Genomic DNA, 17,722 nt, shown 5'->3' with positions numbered 1-17,722 from the left:
TGATTCAATTTATCCTTATAGTAAGTGAACAAGGATTGGAGGAAGATCTATGTCTATCGTTCTAAAGAGAATTTATGATGAACCTCTCCAATTAGGCGGCCATCGCATTTTGATTGACCGAGTTTGGCCACGTGGAATTTCAAAAGAGGATGCCAACTTGGATGAGTGGATAAAGGAAATTACCCCAAGCCCACAATTAAGAAAATGGTTTAATCATGAGCAAGAAAAGTTCGAGGGATTTAAAAAAGCCTACAAAGAAGAACTTAACCAATATGCTAAACAAAAGAAGCTACAGGAACTGAAGGAAATGTCTGTTAACTAACGCTTAGTCCTTCTCTACGGTGCAAAAGATAAACAGTACAACCATGCCGTTGTGTTAAAAGAAGTATTAGACGCAATGTAAGAGGGACGGACCTCTGAATCAGCAGAAAACCATTAGATAAATCGCTTATTGGAGGTCCGTCCCTCTAAAATTAAAGGCTTTCTATTAGCAGATAGATACCCGTAAATAGCAGGAGGACATAGGTAAAGATCTGAAAGATTTTTTGGTTGATTTTGCTGAATAAAGCTTGTCCTAACACTAGACCTATAGCTACCACCGGTAATGCTTGCAAGCTTGATTTCCAAACTGTTTGAGTAGTACCCGCCACTTTCACCTGTATCCCTAAACTGATGAGATAGATGAACAAATAAAAGGCAAGAGTAGTTCCCCGAAGTTTCTCTTTTCTTGTCTCAGTGCCTGAAAAATATAGAAGCAGGGGCGGTCCAGGCATTCCAATACTTGTGGTCAGTACTCCAGACAATCCCCCTGCCAGAAAGTCCCGCATTTTTGATTGCATGATGCGGAATTTCATGATAAGTAATGCCGTCAGCAGTATGATGATCAAGCTGATTGAGATTTTTAAGAAACTCATATCAATAAGAATGAAAACCAATATACCCAGGGGTAAACCAGGAATGCTCCCAATAATAAACCTTTTCACAAGGGGAATATCAATGTCCCGTCTAATTTTCACTAGTAGTGCCAGCGAGATTACAAGGGATAAGATCAAATTAATCTGTATCGCTTCTTTAGGTGGAAACAAGAGCAATAAAAATGGTGTTGCCATTATGGAAAATCCAAAACCGGTACTAGTTTGCAATATCGATGCACATAAAATGATTGCCATAAACAAGATAAACGTACTCAAGAAACATTCCCCCTGGTGATTCTTTCGAAATGATGGCACCTGAAGCGGGATTGATTATTTTTTTGTTTTCATTAGGCTTTCATTCTTATGCTCAGAGACCTTCCTTCTGCCTGTCGAATCGCGAAGCCATCTAAGAAGATCATCATGTGGAAAATGATCCCTTGCCTCAGAGATAAGCTTTGGAAGAAAACTCTCTATGCTATCCACTAACATTTGCAATTCCTCCAGCACATACCCGTTCTCAAACTCCTCCATGGAAACGGGTAGCTCCTCTTCATCCAGAACGGAAGCTATTCCATCGGGAAATACGAGGACATCTATGATGAGATCTTCGAAAGATACTACTTCATTGTTTATGTTAGTATTTCTGACAATATTAAAATAGGACCCTAAATACTCCCCCCTATGATCTCTCCAAATATACACATTATAAGCGCGGTCCTTCCAATAGTACGCCAGGGTGTAGCTTCCCTCAGAGATGGTTAAGCTTGATTGGTTTGTTGTCATGGTAAAGGTATCTTCTATTTTATGAAAAAGGACCACATCCTCAACTCCCGCCTTCAAAAGCCGGCAGTGATGTTCCACCGATTTTCCGTCATAACCTATCTTTCTCTCGATAATCGGGGCACCATCCTGAAGGGGACTGCCCATCGCATTCTCATTCACTAATCATCCCTCCTAAACTCTAATTACTTGCTATATATGAGATGATCATTTCGGTAAATCTGAAAGAGGGACGGACCTCTGAGAAGCAAGAACCATTAGGTTAATCGCTCATCAAAGGTCCGTCCCCAAATTACTCACGCATTATATCTTTTTCACAAATTCGGATTTAAGTTTCATGGCTCCGAAGCCGTCGATTTTGCAGTCGATGTCGTGGTCTCCTTCGACGAGCCGGATGTTTTTGACTTTGGTTCCCATCTTGAGGATGGATGAGCTTCCTTTCACTTTCAGATCTTTAATGACCGAAACCGAGTCACCATCGGTTAAGAGATTCCCGTTTGAGTCTCTAACCACCTTTTCTTCTTCTGATGTTTCTGTTGCTGCTTCTGCTGTCCATTCATGAGCGCACTCGGGGCAGACGAACAGACTTCCATCTTCATACGTGTATTCTGAGTTGCACTTTGGGCAATTTGGCCATTCTGACATCGTGTTCATTTCCTCCAATGATTGTTTATTCATGAAAAATTTAATAGACATCGCATTCCATTATACCTGACTCAATGTGAGTTATATATCATTTTCGTTCATCCATTTAGTCGGAGCGCATTCGTCACATCCGATTACTACTTTAAAAAACGTTCAGAATGTTCCATTTCCCATTCCACCAGAAATTTTTCTAATAACGGTCCAGGCAACGGCCGACTAAAGTGGTATCCTTGACCTACCTGACAGGCTTTCCGTTTCAAGAACAATACTTGATTCTCTGTTTCAATGCCCTCAGCAATAGTAGTAAAGTTCATATTTTGACTCATATCAATAATTGCCTTTACAATTGAAACCTGATTTGAATCTTCCATAATATCATCTACGAATGATTTATCTATTTTAATACTATCAATCGGTAAATGCCTTAAGTTATTCAATGAAGAGTAACCTGTTCCAAAGTCATCCATGGAAATGATGACCCCCACCTTTTTCAGCTTATTGAGAACGTTCGTTGATTTTTCGAAGTCCTGCATAATACTCTCCGTTATTTCAAGCTCAAGTCGCTCTGGCTCATACTGGAGTTCTGATAAGGTTTCTTTTACCATGTCAACAAATCCATCATCCTTTATCTGTCTGACAGATATATTTACAGCAACAGGAATGATGCCTAACCCGTTCTTTTCCCACTCCTGACTTTGTTTACAAGCCTCTCGAAGAACCCACTCCCCAATCGGAATAATCAATCCCGTCTCCTCTGCCAGAGGAATGAATTCACTTGGAGGGATCATTCCAAGTTCCGGATGCTCCCAGCGGATCAATGCTTCTACACCTATGATGTCCAGCGTTTCTAAGTCCACCTTGGGCTGATAATAGAGAGTTAATTGATCAAGCTCCAATACCTTTCTTAATCCGTTTTCAAGCTCCATATTCCTTGAAGAAGCTTTTTCAAGTTCAGGAAAATAGAATTGATAGTTGTTCTTACCGCGTTCCTTCGCTAAATACATGGCTGTATCGGCATGTTTGATTAAACTTTCCTGGTCCTCTCCATCCTTTGGGTACATACTGATACCGATACTCGGTGTCACAAAGAACTCCTGTTCATGAATGACGATGGGACGGTTGAAACTTTGTAATACTTCACCCGTCGTTTCTTCGACCTCTTGCTCATTCAAATTGGAGAGCAAGATAATAAATTCATCTCCCCCTTGTCTAAACACAATCCCTCTGTCATTCACTACATTCTTCAATTGAAAGGCAACTTTCTCCAGTATGATATCTCCAGTAGAATGCCCTTTCGTATCATTGATGACTTTAAATCGATCTAAATCCAGAAATAAGATGGCAATCAATTGATCAGGACCTTCACGAATAGACTCATTTAAGTATTGCTTAAATTTATTTCGATTTGGAAGCCCTGTTAATGAATCATAATAGGCCATGGTACGAATGATTTTCTCAGTCTCTTTACGATTCGTAATATCTCGTCCAACCAACTGTATGGCCATCCTTCCTCCATATAAAATGGGCATCGCGGAAATCTCCAACTCTATTGCATCACCGTTAAGGCGATAAACCGTCAGTTCAAATCGTTCCCCTGCAGTCGATTCTTTTGTCTGCTCTCTTATTTTCTTGATATTCTCAAGACTGGTAAAATGGGAAACATCTTTGTTCATGATGTCCTCGGGGCTTTTGGCACCAATCAATCTGCTGCCTGCCTCATTGATATAATCAAATGATTGGTTACTGATAACCGCAATGATATCTGGAGACATTTCTACTAAACTTCGGTATTGATCTTCACTTTCTTTCCGATTAGTGATATCAAATAACACACTGGTAAAAGAAAGCATTTCCCCGTTATCATCCAAGGTGGGGATGCCTCTATCCTGTATCCAGCGAACCTGACCATCCGGCTTAATGATACGGTAAACACTTACACAGACCTGACCGGAACCAAGCTTTTCAGCCCTTTCTTTTAATACCGGCATATCCTCGGGGTGTATCACTTTTTTCCATAGGAGCGTATCCTGATAAAATTCTTTCAAAGGATATCCATACAAATTCTCAATTCCTGGTGTGATCAAGAGAACATCTGATTTCAAATCATGAGACCAAATGGCAACATCCAGCGTCTCAAAAATGTTGTTTAAATTCTTATTACTCTTGGATAATTCCTTTGAAGCACTCCAATTCCCTTTAAATAGAAGGAATAATAAAGCAAGCATACAGAACACTAAACCTATATGGAGAAAAAGCGACACTCCCCCATCGGAGTGATCAATTGTTTTCCAAGAAAAATCTGCAATCTCTAAAAAGATCATTATGATAAAAAGCATGAATACTGTTTTCTTATATTGTGTAAAATCCATTCACTACTCTCCTGAATATTAGTATTCTTTCATTAATCAAGTGTACTATTTATGGCTTTCATTCACAATATAGCTAATTATTACCTCTATTGTTTTATAAAAAAAGACCAACTCCATCGACTGGAGCCGGTCCTATTGATAAATCATACGATTTATTCGTTTCTAATACGACACACTTGTCCGTGTATGTGTCTTCTTAAATGCATTCATATCGGGATCAAAATAATCCTCATTAAAGGCTGGGACAAACGTACCTTCCTTTAAATAGCCTGATCCCCATGTTGGATCCAAGGTGACCCATTCCCCATCAAGATTCGCTTCCACCCAAGCATGTCTTCCAGGGAATATTCCGCCTGCCCGGCCTTCGACGAATCTCGCTTCAATGTCACTCGCACGGAGCATGGCAATCGCAAGGTACGCGTAATCCTGACATACACCCGTTTTCGTTTCCAGTGTCTTCAATGCACTGTCATCCCAGTTAAAGTCATCATTTTCATATTTTTCAACGTCATAGGAAACATTTTTTGCAACATAATCGTAGATGGCTTTTGCCTTGTCCCTGTCGCTTGTTTTTCCAGCTGTGACGGTTTTCGCCTGCTCCTTGATTTCCTGGGCATCTGACTGTACTCCACGGGAAGGCAGCAGGTCCCGCTTGTCTTCACCTGTCGATTCCACTTCAAACTTCGCAAAACCGAAAAATCTGAAGTAGTCGCTATTCTCCTCCTTGATTTCAGGTACGCTGAGGGTCACCTCATAAGTACCGGGTCCAAACCGGAGATAAAAGGAATCATCAAAGGTAAAATCATCTACAGGAATCACATCCAGAGCTTCGTCTTCCCCTTTTTTAGTGGTGATATAAATATGCGTCGTTTCCGGACCGAATTCAGCTTTAGAATTGATGCTTCCTTTGATAGAGTAAACACCATCCGACTTCTCCCCGCCAAATTGAGGAGATTCCAGAGTTACGCCACGCTCGAGATATTTATCAGCATACTCAATCGGACTCATCACCCGAACAGATTCATTATCAATGATTAGAGTCGTGGCCGTCTGGTAGTAGTTTTCACGATCTTCATCTGGTACCAGTACCTCAAGCTCGTGTATTCCTTTTCCGAAAAATAAAGGAACTTCATAACTGAATTCTCCGTTTTTAACGGGAATGACATGTGTCCAGTTTTGAGAATCCTTCTTTAACCTGAGCATGATGGTGTCTTCATCCGTGAGGTTACCAGCTTCTCCTTTTAATGGAAAGATTTCATTGCCTTTGATATAGCTTGATTCAGAACTCAAGGACAATGCCGCATCATGACCAACAGGTGTGAGCGTCACATCCCTCATAACATCAGGATTCACATTATGAACCGTGAAGGAAGCAGTATCATAGTAATAATTCTCACGATCCTTGCTTGGCAGCTGCACAGAGACACTATACTCACCTTCTCCATTGAAAAAGTGGATATTCTGTTTGAACTTACCGTTTTTGATGGGAGTGTAGTATTCGAGCTGCTTTCCTGCGGGGCCTTCTTCACTTGCCCTAACCTTGATCCAGGCGTAGTCCGACTTCAGCTCAGAATGCTGTTCAATTTCCCCATCGACGGTCACTTGCCCATTTGCCGCAAATTCCTTGTATGAAGGTTCATTCATTTTGACCCCGATTTCCTCGCTGTAGGATGTGAGCTCGAGAGGCTCCCATTCCCCAAGTTCATCGTTCTTATTCTTTACTTCTTTTTCATAAGGATCTTCTTCTTTTTTATCCGCATTCGTTTCCTCGCTGTTGGTATTCGAGTCACTGCATGCCGTCAAGAACAAGAAACTTGTTACCAAACTCAAGAATAGAATCAAAAAGGGATATTTCTTCTGCATTTTTTCCTCCTAAAATAAATGTGCTTACTACTCATATGACCTATACAGATTTTGGTTCCTGATTCTATTTGGAGGGACGGACCTCTAAACGTTAAATATCACTTGAATATGGAGTGATTTGAGGATTCTAGGTCCGTCCCTCTTATTATTTAATTCTCACAGACTTCTAAATCTGTTTGTAGTAGATAATGGTTGCCTCTAATTCCCCAAAAGGTGAAGCTGCGTATTCGGGAATCCGCCCTACCTGAATGAATCCAAGTGACGTATACAAATGATTGGAAGGTGCCCCTTCTACCGTATCCAGGATGAGCAAAGTCCGTCCCTCTTCTTTCGCTCTTTTCTCCGCCGTTTGCATAAGTGACCGGGCAATGCCTTTTTGGCGGAATTTGGGATGGACCATCATTTTTGCAATTTCGGCTCTGTTTGTACCGTTTTGTTTGGTGCATAGGTGAAGTTGCACGGTTCCTGCAATAGTATCATCTACCCAAGCCGCATATAGGATCACATGTGAATTCAGTGTATGTTGCCAGAAGTCCATCGCTGCAGTGCGAGCCATTGGGGATAAAAAACCAATGGAAGCACCATCATCCACTACTTTCATTAATAAATCTGACAGTTCCTCAATGTGCTGATCTATAGTTGTCAGTTCTACAATTTTCAGTCCTTGATTCTCCATGAATATCTCACTCCTTAGTATATCTTCCCTTCTTTATTACAGTGTCCAATTTAGTTTTGCAATCTATTTGTCAGAAGTGATGACAAGGTATGGATGTTGATTGCTTCAGTTCACTAAATTTTCTTTTTATATAATCAAATTATAACGAGCGACTCTTCAATAATCTAACTTTTTATGGAAAAACAGTTTTTGTTCTATATAAACTAGAACAATTCTGTTATATTAAACATATAACAAACTAGGAGGTGATTCTTTGTTTATCCAAATAGAACCTCAATCAGATATACCAATTTATACTCAGGTCAAGAATGGGATCATGGAGGGGATTGTCCGCGGGGAATTAGTGCCAGGTGATATCCTCCCGTCCGTTCGCAGCCTTGCCGGTGACCTGGGCGTGAACATGCACACGGTTAATAAAAGCTATCATGAATTGGAAAACAAGGGTGTGATCCGCATTGTTCCAAAGTCGGGGGCTGTTATTTGTACACCATTCGAGGGAGAAATTCCGCGATCCCGATTTGATCAGATATCAGAAGAATTGCGGCCGATTGTAGTGGAATCAATGGTGATAGGCATGAGTGAAAAAGAAGTTCAAGAATTAGTTGCATCTATTATGTTAAAGGTTAAGGGGGAGTAACAAATGGAAATGACGCTCATTTTCGTCACGGTTGGGTTTCTAGTGGCGCTTCAAATCGCCATACCTTTCATTGTCAAACGGACGGTGGTGTTTGGTGTGACTGTACCCGTTGATGAGATAAGGAACGAAAAGCTGCGACAATATAAAAAACTCTACGCAATCCTCACGTCCTTCATTTCAATTTTCGTTTTAACTATCTATATTATTTGGTCAACAATCATTACACCAATAGAAAATCACCTCATCTTAGCAGGCTTAATACTGCCTTTTGTCATCCTATTTATTTCGATGTCCCTTTACTTCTATTTTCATATGAAAGTGACAACACTGAAACGGGAAAAGCAATGGTTCAGGGATCGCAAACAGGTGAAGATATCAGAGTTGAACCTAAGAACGAGAGATGAAATGCTACCCTGGATAGTATATGTAGTACCCATGGTGATCACTGCCGGTTTAATGGTGTTTACATTGGTGAATTACAATAGCCTGCCGGATCAGATCCCTACTCACTGGGGACCCGATGGCAAACCGGATTCATTTACGACCAAAACCTACCTGTCTGCTTTGACCCTGCCACTTGTATTACTGGTGATGAATGCAATGTTCCTCGGGATCAATGAGCTCACAAGGAATTCCGGGATTAAACTGAGTGCAGGAAATATAAAGGCATCACGTATCCGACAGCTCCGTCTGCGCAAGTACACAAGCTGGCTCTTATTCTTCATCTCCATTCTGATTAGCATGCTATTTACATTTCTGCAGTTCACCACCCTGTATGAAAATAGCGTCAGCGACCTGCTGATCATCTCCATACCACTGGCCTTCTCTGCACTCGTCTTGATAGGGACGGTCCTTATGGCCATCAAGGTGGGTAAAAAGGATTCAGACTTGGACTTAGAAACCATTGAAGAAGGCACTGGAGAAGTGATCAATGCAGATGACGATCAATACTGGAAAGGGGGGCTCTTCTACTTCAACCCTGAAGACCCCTCCATCTTCGTCGAAAAACGCTTCGGAGTAGGCTGGACCCTGAACTTCGCCAGACCCATGGGATACCTCATCCTGGTCGGACCGCTGCTCTTGATAGTAATCATTACACTGATATAACCGTGAGGGACGGACCTCTCAAACTGAGTGATAAAGAAACATCAACGTTCAGCTGAAGTGGGCCCGTCCCTTTTTTTACGCGATTTCCACCCTTCAGTAACACTTGGGACACCTTTCCCTTTGACCTTATCCGAGGTCCGTCCCTCCAACTACTCCTACTACTAAAAAAGGCTCAATCTCTGGAAATTCGACTTTTATTATGGACAGATTGTTTGGAATACTATATAAATAGTAGATGGAAACTCACAAAGAAAACGTTTACAACATGAGATGACAAGGAGGATTCTATGTTAGATGTGCTAGACAAGATTAATTCATTTTTATGGGGGACACCAAGCTTAGTACTGTTATTTGGGACAGGCCTTTTCTTAACGTTTATGCTTAAAGGGCTGCAGTTCCGAAAGCTATTGTATGCATTTAAACTTGCTTTTACAAAAGAAGAACCATCTTCTTCTGCTGACAAATCGGAAGGGGATATCAGTAACTTCAAAACGTTGATGACTGCTTTGTCAGCGACAATCGGTAACGGAAACATTGCCGGGGTTGCAACGGCATTGACGATTGGTGGACCCGGGGCCATCTTCTGGATGTGGGTTGTCGGCCTTCTCGGAATGGCGACGAAATACGCAGAAGCGCTTCTTGCCATGAAGTACCGTGTAAAAAATAAAAATGGTGAGTACTCCGGCGGGCCGATGTATTACGTAGAAAAAGGTCTCGGAAGCAAGTGGAAATGGCTTGCTGTTGCCTTCGCTATATTCGGCGCATTTGCTGCCCTTGGAATCGGAAATAGTGTACAGTCCAATACGATTGCAGACGTTATGACATCAAGCTTTCAAATTAACAATGTCGTAACAGGTATCGTTTTGGCTGTCTTGACAGGTTTGATCATCTTTGGAGGGATTCAACGTATCAGTACCGTCGCTTCCTTCTTTGTACCGATCATGGCATTCCTGTACATTGGTGGCTCAATGATCATCATCGTACTGAATTATGATATGATCATTCCGGCATTTGAAATGATTTTCTATTATGCATTCAATCCTGTAGCTGCCGCTGGAGGTTTCACTGGAATCATTATCAGTGAAGCGATTCGAAGCGGTGTATCACGTGGAATTTTCTCCAATGAGGCCGGACTTGGTACGGCTGCATTGATTGCAGGTAATGCGAAAACCGATCATCCGGTTAAACAGGCACTTGTCGCTATGACGGGTACGTTCATTGTGACAATCATAGTCTGTACGATGACGGGTCTTGTCCTGCTGATCACAGGTTTCTGGGATCCGACAGGCGGAGCGATATCGGGTGTAGAGCATGCACCAAGCCTTGACGGCGGAGCACTGACTAGTGCGGCATTTGGACACGCCCTCGGGGTAGTCGGAGAATATATCGTATCGTTCTCCGTCATCTTCTTCGGATTCTCTACGATCGTCGGCTGGTATATGTACGGAGAGAAATGCTTCGAGTATTTGACGAATTATCGATTTGCTAACTCCTACCGACTCATTTACATTTTAGCAACCGGACTTGGTGCCGTTGCAAACCTGGAGCTCGTATGGGCATTTGCTGATATGTCTAACGCCCTGATGATGATTCCAAACTTGATCGCCCTTATTTTACTTTATAAGGTCATCGTTCGTGAAACAAATCATTACTTCAATGAGTACATGCCCATGATGCAAGCCCGACCAAGGAAGAAAGCCAGTTAAAAAGAAACCCGGCGTGATTTATGATCATGCCGGGTTTTATATTTAAAGCTCTTTTCCCAAAGATTGTTGTTTTCTAACATAGAATCTGCCAGGGCCCTGTCAACCAGTTTGTGCGGGATAGTCATGGGAACTGCTTCACTTGCAGTTAGCGTTCGATGGAATCTTCTCAGTTTACCGAACAGGGTCTCGGCACGACCGTACTTTCGCAGGAGTCTCCGTGGTTCCTCTCACCATCTTTAAGAGCTTTCTTGACAGAGCTTATTTATGCCAAATAACAATTGAAAGAAACAGTATTTCACTATACAAGCTAAAATCGACTGTAAACTTTTAAAAATGTTGTATCTTAAACGTGTATGATATTTATATTAGTTTATAGTAAGAAAGTCACACTTTGAAAGTTGATTGGAGCGGAAGGTGCTCGACTCCTGCGGGAATAGCGGGAAAGTTGAGACCCCGCAGGGCATAGCCCGAGGAGGCTCAACTCACGCCCCGCGGAAAGCGAGCACCTGGAGCGGAAATCAACCACTACTCTCTTTGTCAAAAGCAACAAAGTTTACGAAAAGAGCGTTATTTATAGTATGATTTCATATTTACTGTGTCGTCCGTGGATATCGACAACTTCTTTTAATGGATATCGTTTTTGGTAATAGTGGTTCAATCCTTCATTACTCGCGATGCAATCAAAGCGGATGATTTTTTTACCTGCTTCTTGTGCCTCTTTTTCGACCCAATCCAGCAAAGCAGCACCTATGCCTTTTCCTGCATGGTTTCTATGTACGACCAATCGATGTAAATACACAACATCATCTCGCGCATTTTCTCCCCAAAGGTCCAAATCCCATCCACTTGGGTTTTTTTCAAGGGTTAGAGTGGAAATGGGTTGACCTTCTTTTTTAACCAGATAGGTCGCCCCGTTTTCGATTGAATGGAGGACCTCTTCTTCGTTTCCATCTAAATCAGTCAGATAGTAACTCCATTGCTTCGTCCTTTTTGTCTTTAACCAGGTGGCTGCATTCACTAACAGATTCAAAACCTTTCTTAGATCCTCATTTTTCGCCTGCGTGATTTCATAAACTTCTTCATCGAGTATAAAACGCATGGTCTTTTCTCCTTTCCCCATTTGGTATAGTACCCACTTACCCATCATTTGGACATAAGCTTTGCCAATTCCTTCATTTAAGATAAAAAACCATCCCTATTTACGCACAGGGATGGTTCCAACTATCACGCATACCACTTATGCCACATATGATCATTTCTGCCTCTTACAAAGGCATCTACCCGGTTACGGCCCCAAGACACAGCTCCCGGAGAAGAACGAACGCCTCCTCTTGGTGCTCCAAGGTCTTCCCAGTTACTCCAGCGGGAACCATTCCACCATTTGTGCCACATATTGTTGTTGTCTCCACGAACAAAGGTATCGATCCGGTTCGGAGCCCATGATGATGCTGCGGGAGCGCCTTCGAATCCTCTAGGCGGTGAGCCCAAGTCCTCCCAGTTACTCCAACGGGATCCATTCCACCACTTATGCCACATCCGGTCATTGTTTCCTCTTACGAAGCAATCGATTCGATTCGGCCCCCAGGATACAGCACCTGGTGAATCTCTAAGGCCGCCTCTTGGTGCTCCAAGATTCTCCCATTGACTCCATCGTCTTCCGTCCCACCATTTATGCCAAAGATTGTTGTCATCTCCTTGAACGAATACATCAAGTCGGTTGGCTTGCCACGATGCAACGGCAGGGTCGCCCTTGAATCCACGTGGTGGTCCCCCAAGGTCTTCCCATTCATTCCATCCCGAGCCATCCCACCACTTATGCCAAAGTGTATCCCGATTCCCTCTGACAAACGTATCAATACGGTTCGGTCCCCATGACACGGCAGCCGGGGAACTCCTTAAACCTCTCCTTGGCGCACCGAGATCCTCCCAATTACTCCAGCGGGAACCATTCCACCATTTGTGATACATTCTATCGTTCTCACCTCGAACAAACGTATCCAAACGGTTCGCCTGCCAGGAAGCAGCGGCTGGTGACCCCTTCATCCCCCGCGGTGGTGCACCAAGGTCTTCCCATTCCCGCCAGCTCGCCCGCCAATCAAATGGATCTTCGTAGACAGGTTGTTCATAGAATCCTTGATAAGAATCATAATAGTTCAGCTGTTGTGGATAATACGTGAACTCACGTTGTTGTTCGTAGCCTGGATAATACTGTTGATAAGTATGTGGTAAAAGACCATCTACATATTGGTTTCTGACTTCTGGCCAATGTGGATAGCATTCTTGTTGAATATCACACGGTATCACAGGATATCGTCGTGGAAAAAACATACTGCATCCCTCCTCTGCATTTACTTTATGCAGGGGCCCAGATAGAGGAGCAAGTACAATTCTTGTCAATGAATAACCTTTTCTTATACATTTTTATAAAATATAAAACCTTTAAAACTCGGTTACTGGAAGAAATGCTAATGAAAGGAATATCCATTCTTTACTATAAAAAAATTAGCACCTCTAACATAGGTGCTAATAATCACACTCTTTATAATTGGAAGTGGTTTTCAAACATCCTTCTTTTTGTCTGCGATTGATACTCCGTCCGATTTATAATGCATTTTTATATTTGTGAAAACCTCGGTAGCTCCGTGTTGTATCCCTACTTCCTGTGTCTCTTTAATGACGCTCATAATTTTATCATAATCACCTTCGACCACCGTTTCCATTGGCCCCACTTCGTATGTTAATCCTGATTCTTTTACCACTTCGATCATTTTTGGGATAACTCCATGTGTATCCACGTCTTTTCCGTTTGGCATGGTTTGAAATCCTACTGTTAATGTTGGCATCTACATGCTCCTTTCTCGACTTATTCTATATATTTACCTCCTCCAGAAGCAGATAAACATGTAGAGTTTTATCGGACGTACTTGAACCTCTCACAATCCCCATCCCGAATAAGAAACCGGAGCATAGATTCCTTGTTAAAGACGTCTTTGTATAGTTGGTTTTCATAGTTACAGGACCCTCCTTTGTAAATTATTTGCCATTCTACCCTTTCCTTTATGGGGATAAACTTTTCTTAAATAGGTCTAAAAGGTTCAGGAGATGCATCGAAATACTCACCTTCCCCCTAGTTCCGAAAGACTTATCGGAAGGTACTTACTATAGTATTTAAAATAATAACAGGACCTTTTGATTAGAAAAGGTCCTGTTTTTCCTATTTATTCATGAATGACAAACTGTTGATATTTTTCAAAGTCACTTACCTTACACTCAAGGATCATTTTCGTCCCGGATTCTTCATACTCTGTTCCCACTACATTCGCTTGTTCATTGAAATAAGAAATCAAATGGCCTTTATCGTATGGAATAAGCATCTTACACTTTTTGTAATCTTTAAAAATATAGCTCTTCACTACATCCAGTAATTCGTCCATTCCTATTCTATTTTTAGCCGATAAATAAATTCGATCCTTTTCGATTCTAGGAACCTCTCCTTCTACCAACTCTGCCTTATTAAAGGCATAGATAACCGGGATGTCGCCTACTCCAATGTCTTCAAGCGTTTTGTCAGTCACCTTCATCAATTTCTCATAATGGGGATCCGAATAGTCCACCACATGAACGATGAGATCCGCTTCGACGACTTCTTCAAGAGTAGAACGGAACGCCTTAACCAGCTGATGGGGCAGTTTGTTAACGAATCCAACCGTATCTGTCAGGAGAAATGCCTTTTTGTCCGGTAAGGTGATGTTTCTCACCGATGTTTCAAGAGTCGCGAACAGCATATCCTTTTCAAATACTTGTTTGTTCTCGTTTGGATGGAATTTTTCAACGAATGCGTTCATTGTCGTTGACTTCCCGGCATTTGTATATCCGACAAGGGATACGACCGGGATTTCACTCTTTCGACGCTGCTTACGTTGTGTGGTTCGCAGGTCGACGAGGGAATCCAGCTCTTTATTCAACGCAGTGATTTTCTCTTCAATCTTACGTCGATCAAGCTCGAGCTTCGTTTCACCCGCACCACGGTTCGCAAGTCCTGAGCCGCCACCTTGGCGCCCCAGTGACTCACGGCGTCCTATAAGACGCGGCAGCATGTATTGCAGCTGAGCTACCTCTACCTGCAATTGGGCTTCACGGGTCTTCGCTCGTTCAGCGAAAATATCGAGAATCAACATGGTCCGGTCCATTACCCGAATATCGAGCTTCTCTTCCAGTACACGAATTTGCGAAGGAGAGAGCTCATCATTCGAAATGAGCACCTCTGCTTTCCACTCTTCAATGAGTGGCAGTAGCTCTTCAATCTTCCCCTTACCTATATAATGAACATGATTCGGCCGGGGCAGGTTTTGAGTCAGTTCACCGACAACATCAATATGCCTCGCTTCTGCCAATCCATTTAACTCAAGCATCGAATATTCGAAGTCATTATTCTTATCCTTTGTATTAACGCCTATGGCGATTGCTTTTAAACGTTCTTCCATTCCTTCGTCACTTCCTATCTTTTAGTGTGTAGTACAGAAAAAAAACACAGGCTTCTGCCTGTGTTTTTCGTAAATGGATTTGAATAAACCGGTGGCACATGAAGAAGACCGCATTTTCCCCTTGCGTTTTCCCAAGAAAACACACCATATGGCACCACTCGGCAAGTATTCAATTCTATTTTTTAAGAAGACAAGAAAGAGGAGCTATTTAGTCTCCCTTCCCTCCATTCAACGTCAAATGAAGAATTCCTTTAAAAATAGTCAGACCGATCCCATTTACCCTGCACACAGGCAGAGCCTTTGAACTTATTCAATTAAGCGTTCAAATTGCGGATGCGTAGTCTGATTAAAATCAAAAGGAAAACCTCCATTTCTCATAAATTATTATCATCTTACCACAAACAGCCGAGGATGGGAAGATATGGTTTGAGGGACGGACCTCCAATTAGCCAAATCCATATCGGAATTGCGTATTTAGTGGTCCGTCCCTCGCTTCATATGCCGGAGAAGCAACAGGTTCAGCCAAATTAGAAGGAGGATGATCGCAAATTGGGCAATGGAGAGTGAAATGTTCCAGTTGTTGGTGTGAAAGAGATTGAGTGCTGCTGTGCATTGTTGAATCACACTCAAGACCGCAATCCAAATAAGGTATCTCCATAGAGTGGGGTAATTCGCTTGCCTGCTCAGAAAAATCAAAAGTGGAACACATAATAATATCAACCGATAAAAGAAATCAAACGGATGTACGTCTTTCACAACATAGTAATAAAGCTCATATCTCCCCTTCAATACCGCGTCTATAAACAAATTCATATATAAGATAAAGAATAGGCTTCCATACCATTCCAGAGGCGTCAAATGAAAGAACGTCTTCTTTACACCAAGCAATTTATCAACGAATCGAAAGTTATATAACAAGATCATATACAAGATTGGATAAATAGGAACGGAGTATATCAATCTCCAGCCACTGTATTGAAAGAAGGTAGAATAGTGAGCGGCCACAAACTCATAACATAATGCAAATAGTGTCCACCCCAGTATGTACATCCCCTTGATGATTAAATTCTTCTTTGCAGGAAAAAAAGCTAAAAACAGGATATTAATCGCTGGGTAAATGCCAATCGCACCTACAAAATCAATCCAGTCCACCCCTGCTTCGAAATAGGAATATAACTTGAACATTCCACCCAAAATGGAATCTGCAAATAAAGCTAAATATATAGAAAACAAAGAAGTAACGTACATCTCGATGATCCGAAGCCTTTTTCTTACCATATAGACGAAACCATTCAGGACAAAGATTGTTATCCACATCAATAGCATATACATCATCCTAGCTATTCTTAGATGTCTTCATTATTTACATAAATCATGGGATTGTATTCTAAAAACCATGAATACACGTAACCATAAATAATTATTTTAAGACAAATCCATACTAATAAATACATTCACTGAACAGAAGGAGGCTTATCCATGTCACATCATCCCAAAACAGATTTAACCTCAGCTGAACTGGCCATTCTTTGGTCCACATATCAAAGTGACACTTTAGCTCTGTGTGTATTTGAATATTTCCTTGCAAAAAATCAGGACCCTGATACGGCATCCATTCTACGTTTAGCTCAAGAAAAATCTGAACATCATATTGACTTCATCTCATCCATATTCAAAGAGGAACAAATCCCTATCCCTTTTGGATTCTCAAAGGAAAAGGACGTGTTCCCAGATGCCCCTGCCATTTATGGCGATACCTTTTTCTTAATGTATCTCCGGCAGATGGCGAAGGTTGGGATGATTACCTATAGCGGGGCAGTTTCCCTTACTGTACGAGAAGACATTCTTGAGTTCTTCCAACAAGCCCTTCAATTTTCTAGTGACCTCTACAAAAAAGCAACGGAGACTGGAAAAGAAAAAGGCATTTTAATAAGGCCCCCATATATTGATTATCCTGAAAAAGTTGAGTTTATTAAGGAAAAATCATATATGAGTTCCAGCCTGAATCCATTTGTCAATAGACGGCCTCTGAATGCCATTGAAATATCACATCTATTCCTTAACACGGAAACCAATTTACTCGGGAGCATGATTGCCACAAGCTTCGCACAAATGGCGCAATCAAAAGAAGTAAGAAAATTCATGACCAGGACGCAGGAAATTGCACAAAAGCACCTCAATATATTCAGTGATGCTCTCATCAATAATGATATGCAGGCTCCCATGTCTTGGGATACCAATGTAAAAGCTTCAACCACCCCTGCTTTCTCAGATAAACTGATGATGTTCCACACCACTCTGATAAGCAATGCCGGGATGGGGAACTATGGTACGGCTGCAGCGGCAAGTATGAGAGCTGACTTGGTATCGAATTATTTTAGACTTATACTCGAGGTGGCGGAATTAGGCAAAAGTGGTGCGGACATCTTGATCAATAACGGCTGGCTGGAAGAACCACCTCAATCTGCTGATCGAAAGAAGTTGGCGAAAGATAAGTGATGAGGTGAGGTCCGTCCCTCACCACGTTACCCTACTAAAGAA

General features: G+C 41.9%; 14 protein-coding genes and 2 pseudogenes. 5 read left to right on the top strand and 11 right to left on the bottom strand.

Features of this window, described 5'->3' with window-relative positions; genetic code table 11:
• The first annotated feature begins 49 nt into the window (after positions 1 to 49).
• Positions 50 to 403, top strand: a pseudogene (locus tag ACYH0O_RS06570) (DUF488 domain-containing protein).
• A 70-nt stretch (positions 404 to 473) separates the two neighbouring features.
• On the opposite strand, the gene ACYH0O_RS06565 reads toward ACYH0O_RS06570, so the two are convergent.
• The 6 genes and pseudogenes from ACYH0O_RS06565 to ACYH0O_RS06540 all read right to left on the bottom strand — a co-directional run bounded on the left by ACYH0O_RS06565 (position 474) and on the right by ACYH0O_RS06540 (position 7,247).
• Positions 474 to 1,190: a sulfite exporter TauE/SafE family protein gene (locus tag ACYH0O_RS06565; RefSeq protein ID WP_482631690.1), complete on the bottom strand. Its 717-nt coding sequence runs from the start codon at positions 1,188 to 1,190 to the stop codon at positions 474 to 476.
• 150 nt (positions 1,191 to 1,340) lie between these two features.
• Positions 1,341 to 1,841 (bottom strand): annotated as a pseudogene (locus ACYH0O_RS06560) (DUF402 domain-containing protein); the annotation flags it as partial.
• A gap of 156 nt (positions 1,842 to 1,997) precedes the next feature.
• Positions 1,998 to 2,339, bottom strand: a complete 342-nt coding sequence (locus ACYH0O_RS06555) for a zinc ribbon domain-containing protein YjdM (protein ID WP_482631689.1) — start codon at positions 2,337 to 2,339, stop codon at positions 1,998 to 2,000.
• Between the two features lie 137 nt (positions 2,340 to 2,476).
• Positions 2,477 to 4,708, bottom strand: a complete 2,232-nt coding sequence (locus ACYH0O_RS06550; RefSeq protein WP_482631688.1) for a sensor domain-containing protein — start codon at positions 4,706 to 4,708, stop codon at positions 2,477 to 2,479.
• A gap of 162 nt (positions 4,709 to 4,870) precedes the next feature.
• The gene (locus tag ACYH0O_RS06545; protein WP_482631687.1) at positions 4,871 to 6,571 is read right to left on the bottom strand and encodes a transglutaminase domain-containing protein; all 1,701 of its coding nucleotides are present in this window, start codon (positions 6,569 to 6,571) and stop codon (positions 4,871 to 4,873) included.
• A gap of 166 nt (positions 6,572 to 6,737) precedes the next feature.
• Positions 6,738 to 7,247 carry a GNAT family N-acetyltransferase gene (locus ACYH0O_RS06540; RefSeq protein WP_482631686.1) on the bottom strand — a complete coding sequence of 170 codons (510 nt, stop codon included), beginning with the start codon at positions 7,245 to 7,247 and terminating at the stop codon, positions 6,738 to 6,740.
• 253 nt (positions 7,248 to 7,500) lie between these two features.
• Between ACYH0O_RS06540 and ACYH0O_RS06535 the strand changes: the two genes are divergently transcribed.
• The 3 genes from ACYH0O_RS06535 to ACYH0O_RS06525 all read left to right on the top strand — a co-directional run bounded on the left by ACYH0O_RS06535 (position 7,501) and on the right by ACYH0O_RS06525 (position 10,697).
• Complete coding sequence (locus ACYH0O_RS06535) at positions 7,501 to 7,884, top strand: GntR family transcriptional regulator (protein ID WP_482631685.1); 384 nt, start codon at positions 7,501 to 7,503, stop codon at positions 7,882 to 7,884.
• Between the two features lie 3 nt (positions 7,885 to 7,887).
• Positions 7,888 to 8,991 (top strand): DUF1648 domain-containing protein, encoded by a 1,104-nt coding sequence (locus tag ACYH0O_RS06530; RefSeq protein ID WP_482631684.1) that lies wholly within the window; start codon positions 7,888 to 7,890, stop codon positions 8,989 to 8,991.
• A gap of 287 nt (positions 8,992 to 9,278) precedes the next feature.
• On the top strand, positions 9,279 to 10,697 hold the full coding sequence (locus tag ACYH0O_RS06525; protein WP_482631683.1) for an alanine/glycine:cation symporter family protein: 1,419 nt from the start codon (positions 9,279 to 9,281) through the stop codon (positions 10,695 to 10,697).
• 571 nt (positions 10,698 to 11,268) lie between these two features.
• On the opposite strand, the gene ACYH0O_RS06520 is transcribed toward ACYH0O_RS06525, so the two are convergent.
• The 5 genes from ACYH0O_RS06520 to ACYH0O_RS06500 all read right to left on the bottom strand — a co-directional run bounded on the left by ACYH0O_RS06520 (position 11,269) and on the right by ACYH0O_RS06500 (position 16,507).
• Complete coding sequence (locus ACYH0O_RS06520; RefSeq protein WP_482631682.1) at positions 11,269 to 11,796, bottom strand: GNAT family N-acetyltransferase; 528 nt, start codon at positions 11,794 to 11,796, stop codon at positions 11,269 to 11,271.
• 125 nt (positions 11,797 to 11,921) lie between these two features.
• On the bottom strand, positions 11,922 to 13,025 hold the full coding sequence (locus ACYH0O_RS06515; protein ID WP_482631681.1) for a PLL family lectin: 1,104 nt from the start codon (positions 13,023 to 13,025) through the stop codon (positions 11,922 to 11,924).
• 230 nt (positions 13,026 to 13,255) lie between these two features.
• Positions 13,256 to 13,540 carry a thiamine-binding protein gene (locus tag ACYH0O_RS06510; protein WP_427598706.1) on the bottom strand — a complete coding sequence of 95 codons (285 nt, stop codon included), beginning with the start codon at positions 13,538 to 13,540 and terminating at the stop codon, positions 13,256 to 13,258.
• A 375-nt stretch (positions 13,541 to 13,915) separates the two neighbouring features.
• Positions 13,916 to 15,181: a GTPase HflX gene (gene hflX, locus ACYH0O_RS06505; RefSeq protein WP_482631680.1), complete on the bottom strand. Its 1,266-nt coding sequence runs from the start codon at positions 15,179 to 15,181 to the stop codon at positions 13,916 to 13,918.
• Between the two features lie 474 nt (positions 15,182 to 15,655).
• Positions 15,656 to 16,507, bottom strand: a complete 852-nt coding sequence (locus ACYH0O_RS06500; protein ID WP_482631679.1) for a CBO0543 family protein — start codon at positions 16,505 to 16,507, stop codon at positions 15,656 to 15,658.
• A 153-nt stretch (positions 16,508 to 16,660) separates the two neighbouring features.
• On the opposite strand from ACYH0O_RS06500, the gene ACYH0O_RS06495 reads away from it, so the two are divergent.
• Positions 16,661 to 17,680 (top strand): DUF3231 family protein, encoded by a 1,020-nt coding sequence (locus ACYH0O_RS06495; RefSeq protein WP_482631678.1) that lies wholly within the window; start codon positions 16,661 to 16,663, stop codon positions 17,678 to 17,680.
• The last annotated feature ends 42 nt before the right edge of the window (positions 17,681 to 17,722 follow it).

This window comes from Rossellomorea sp. H136 (assembly GCF_056838065.1).
The sequence above is the reverse complement of the archived record's forward strand: the minus strand, read 5'-3'. Positions and strand labels throughout refer to the sequence as shown.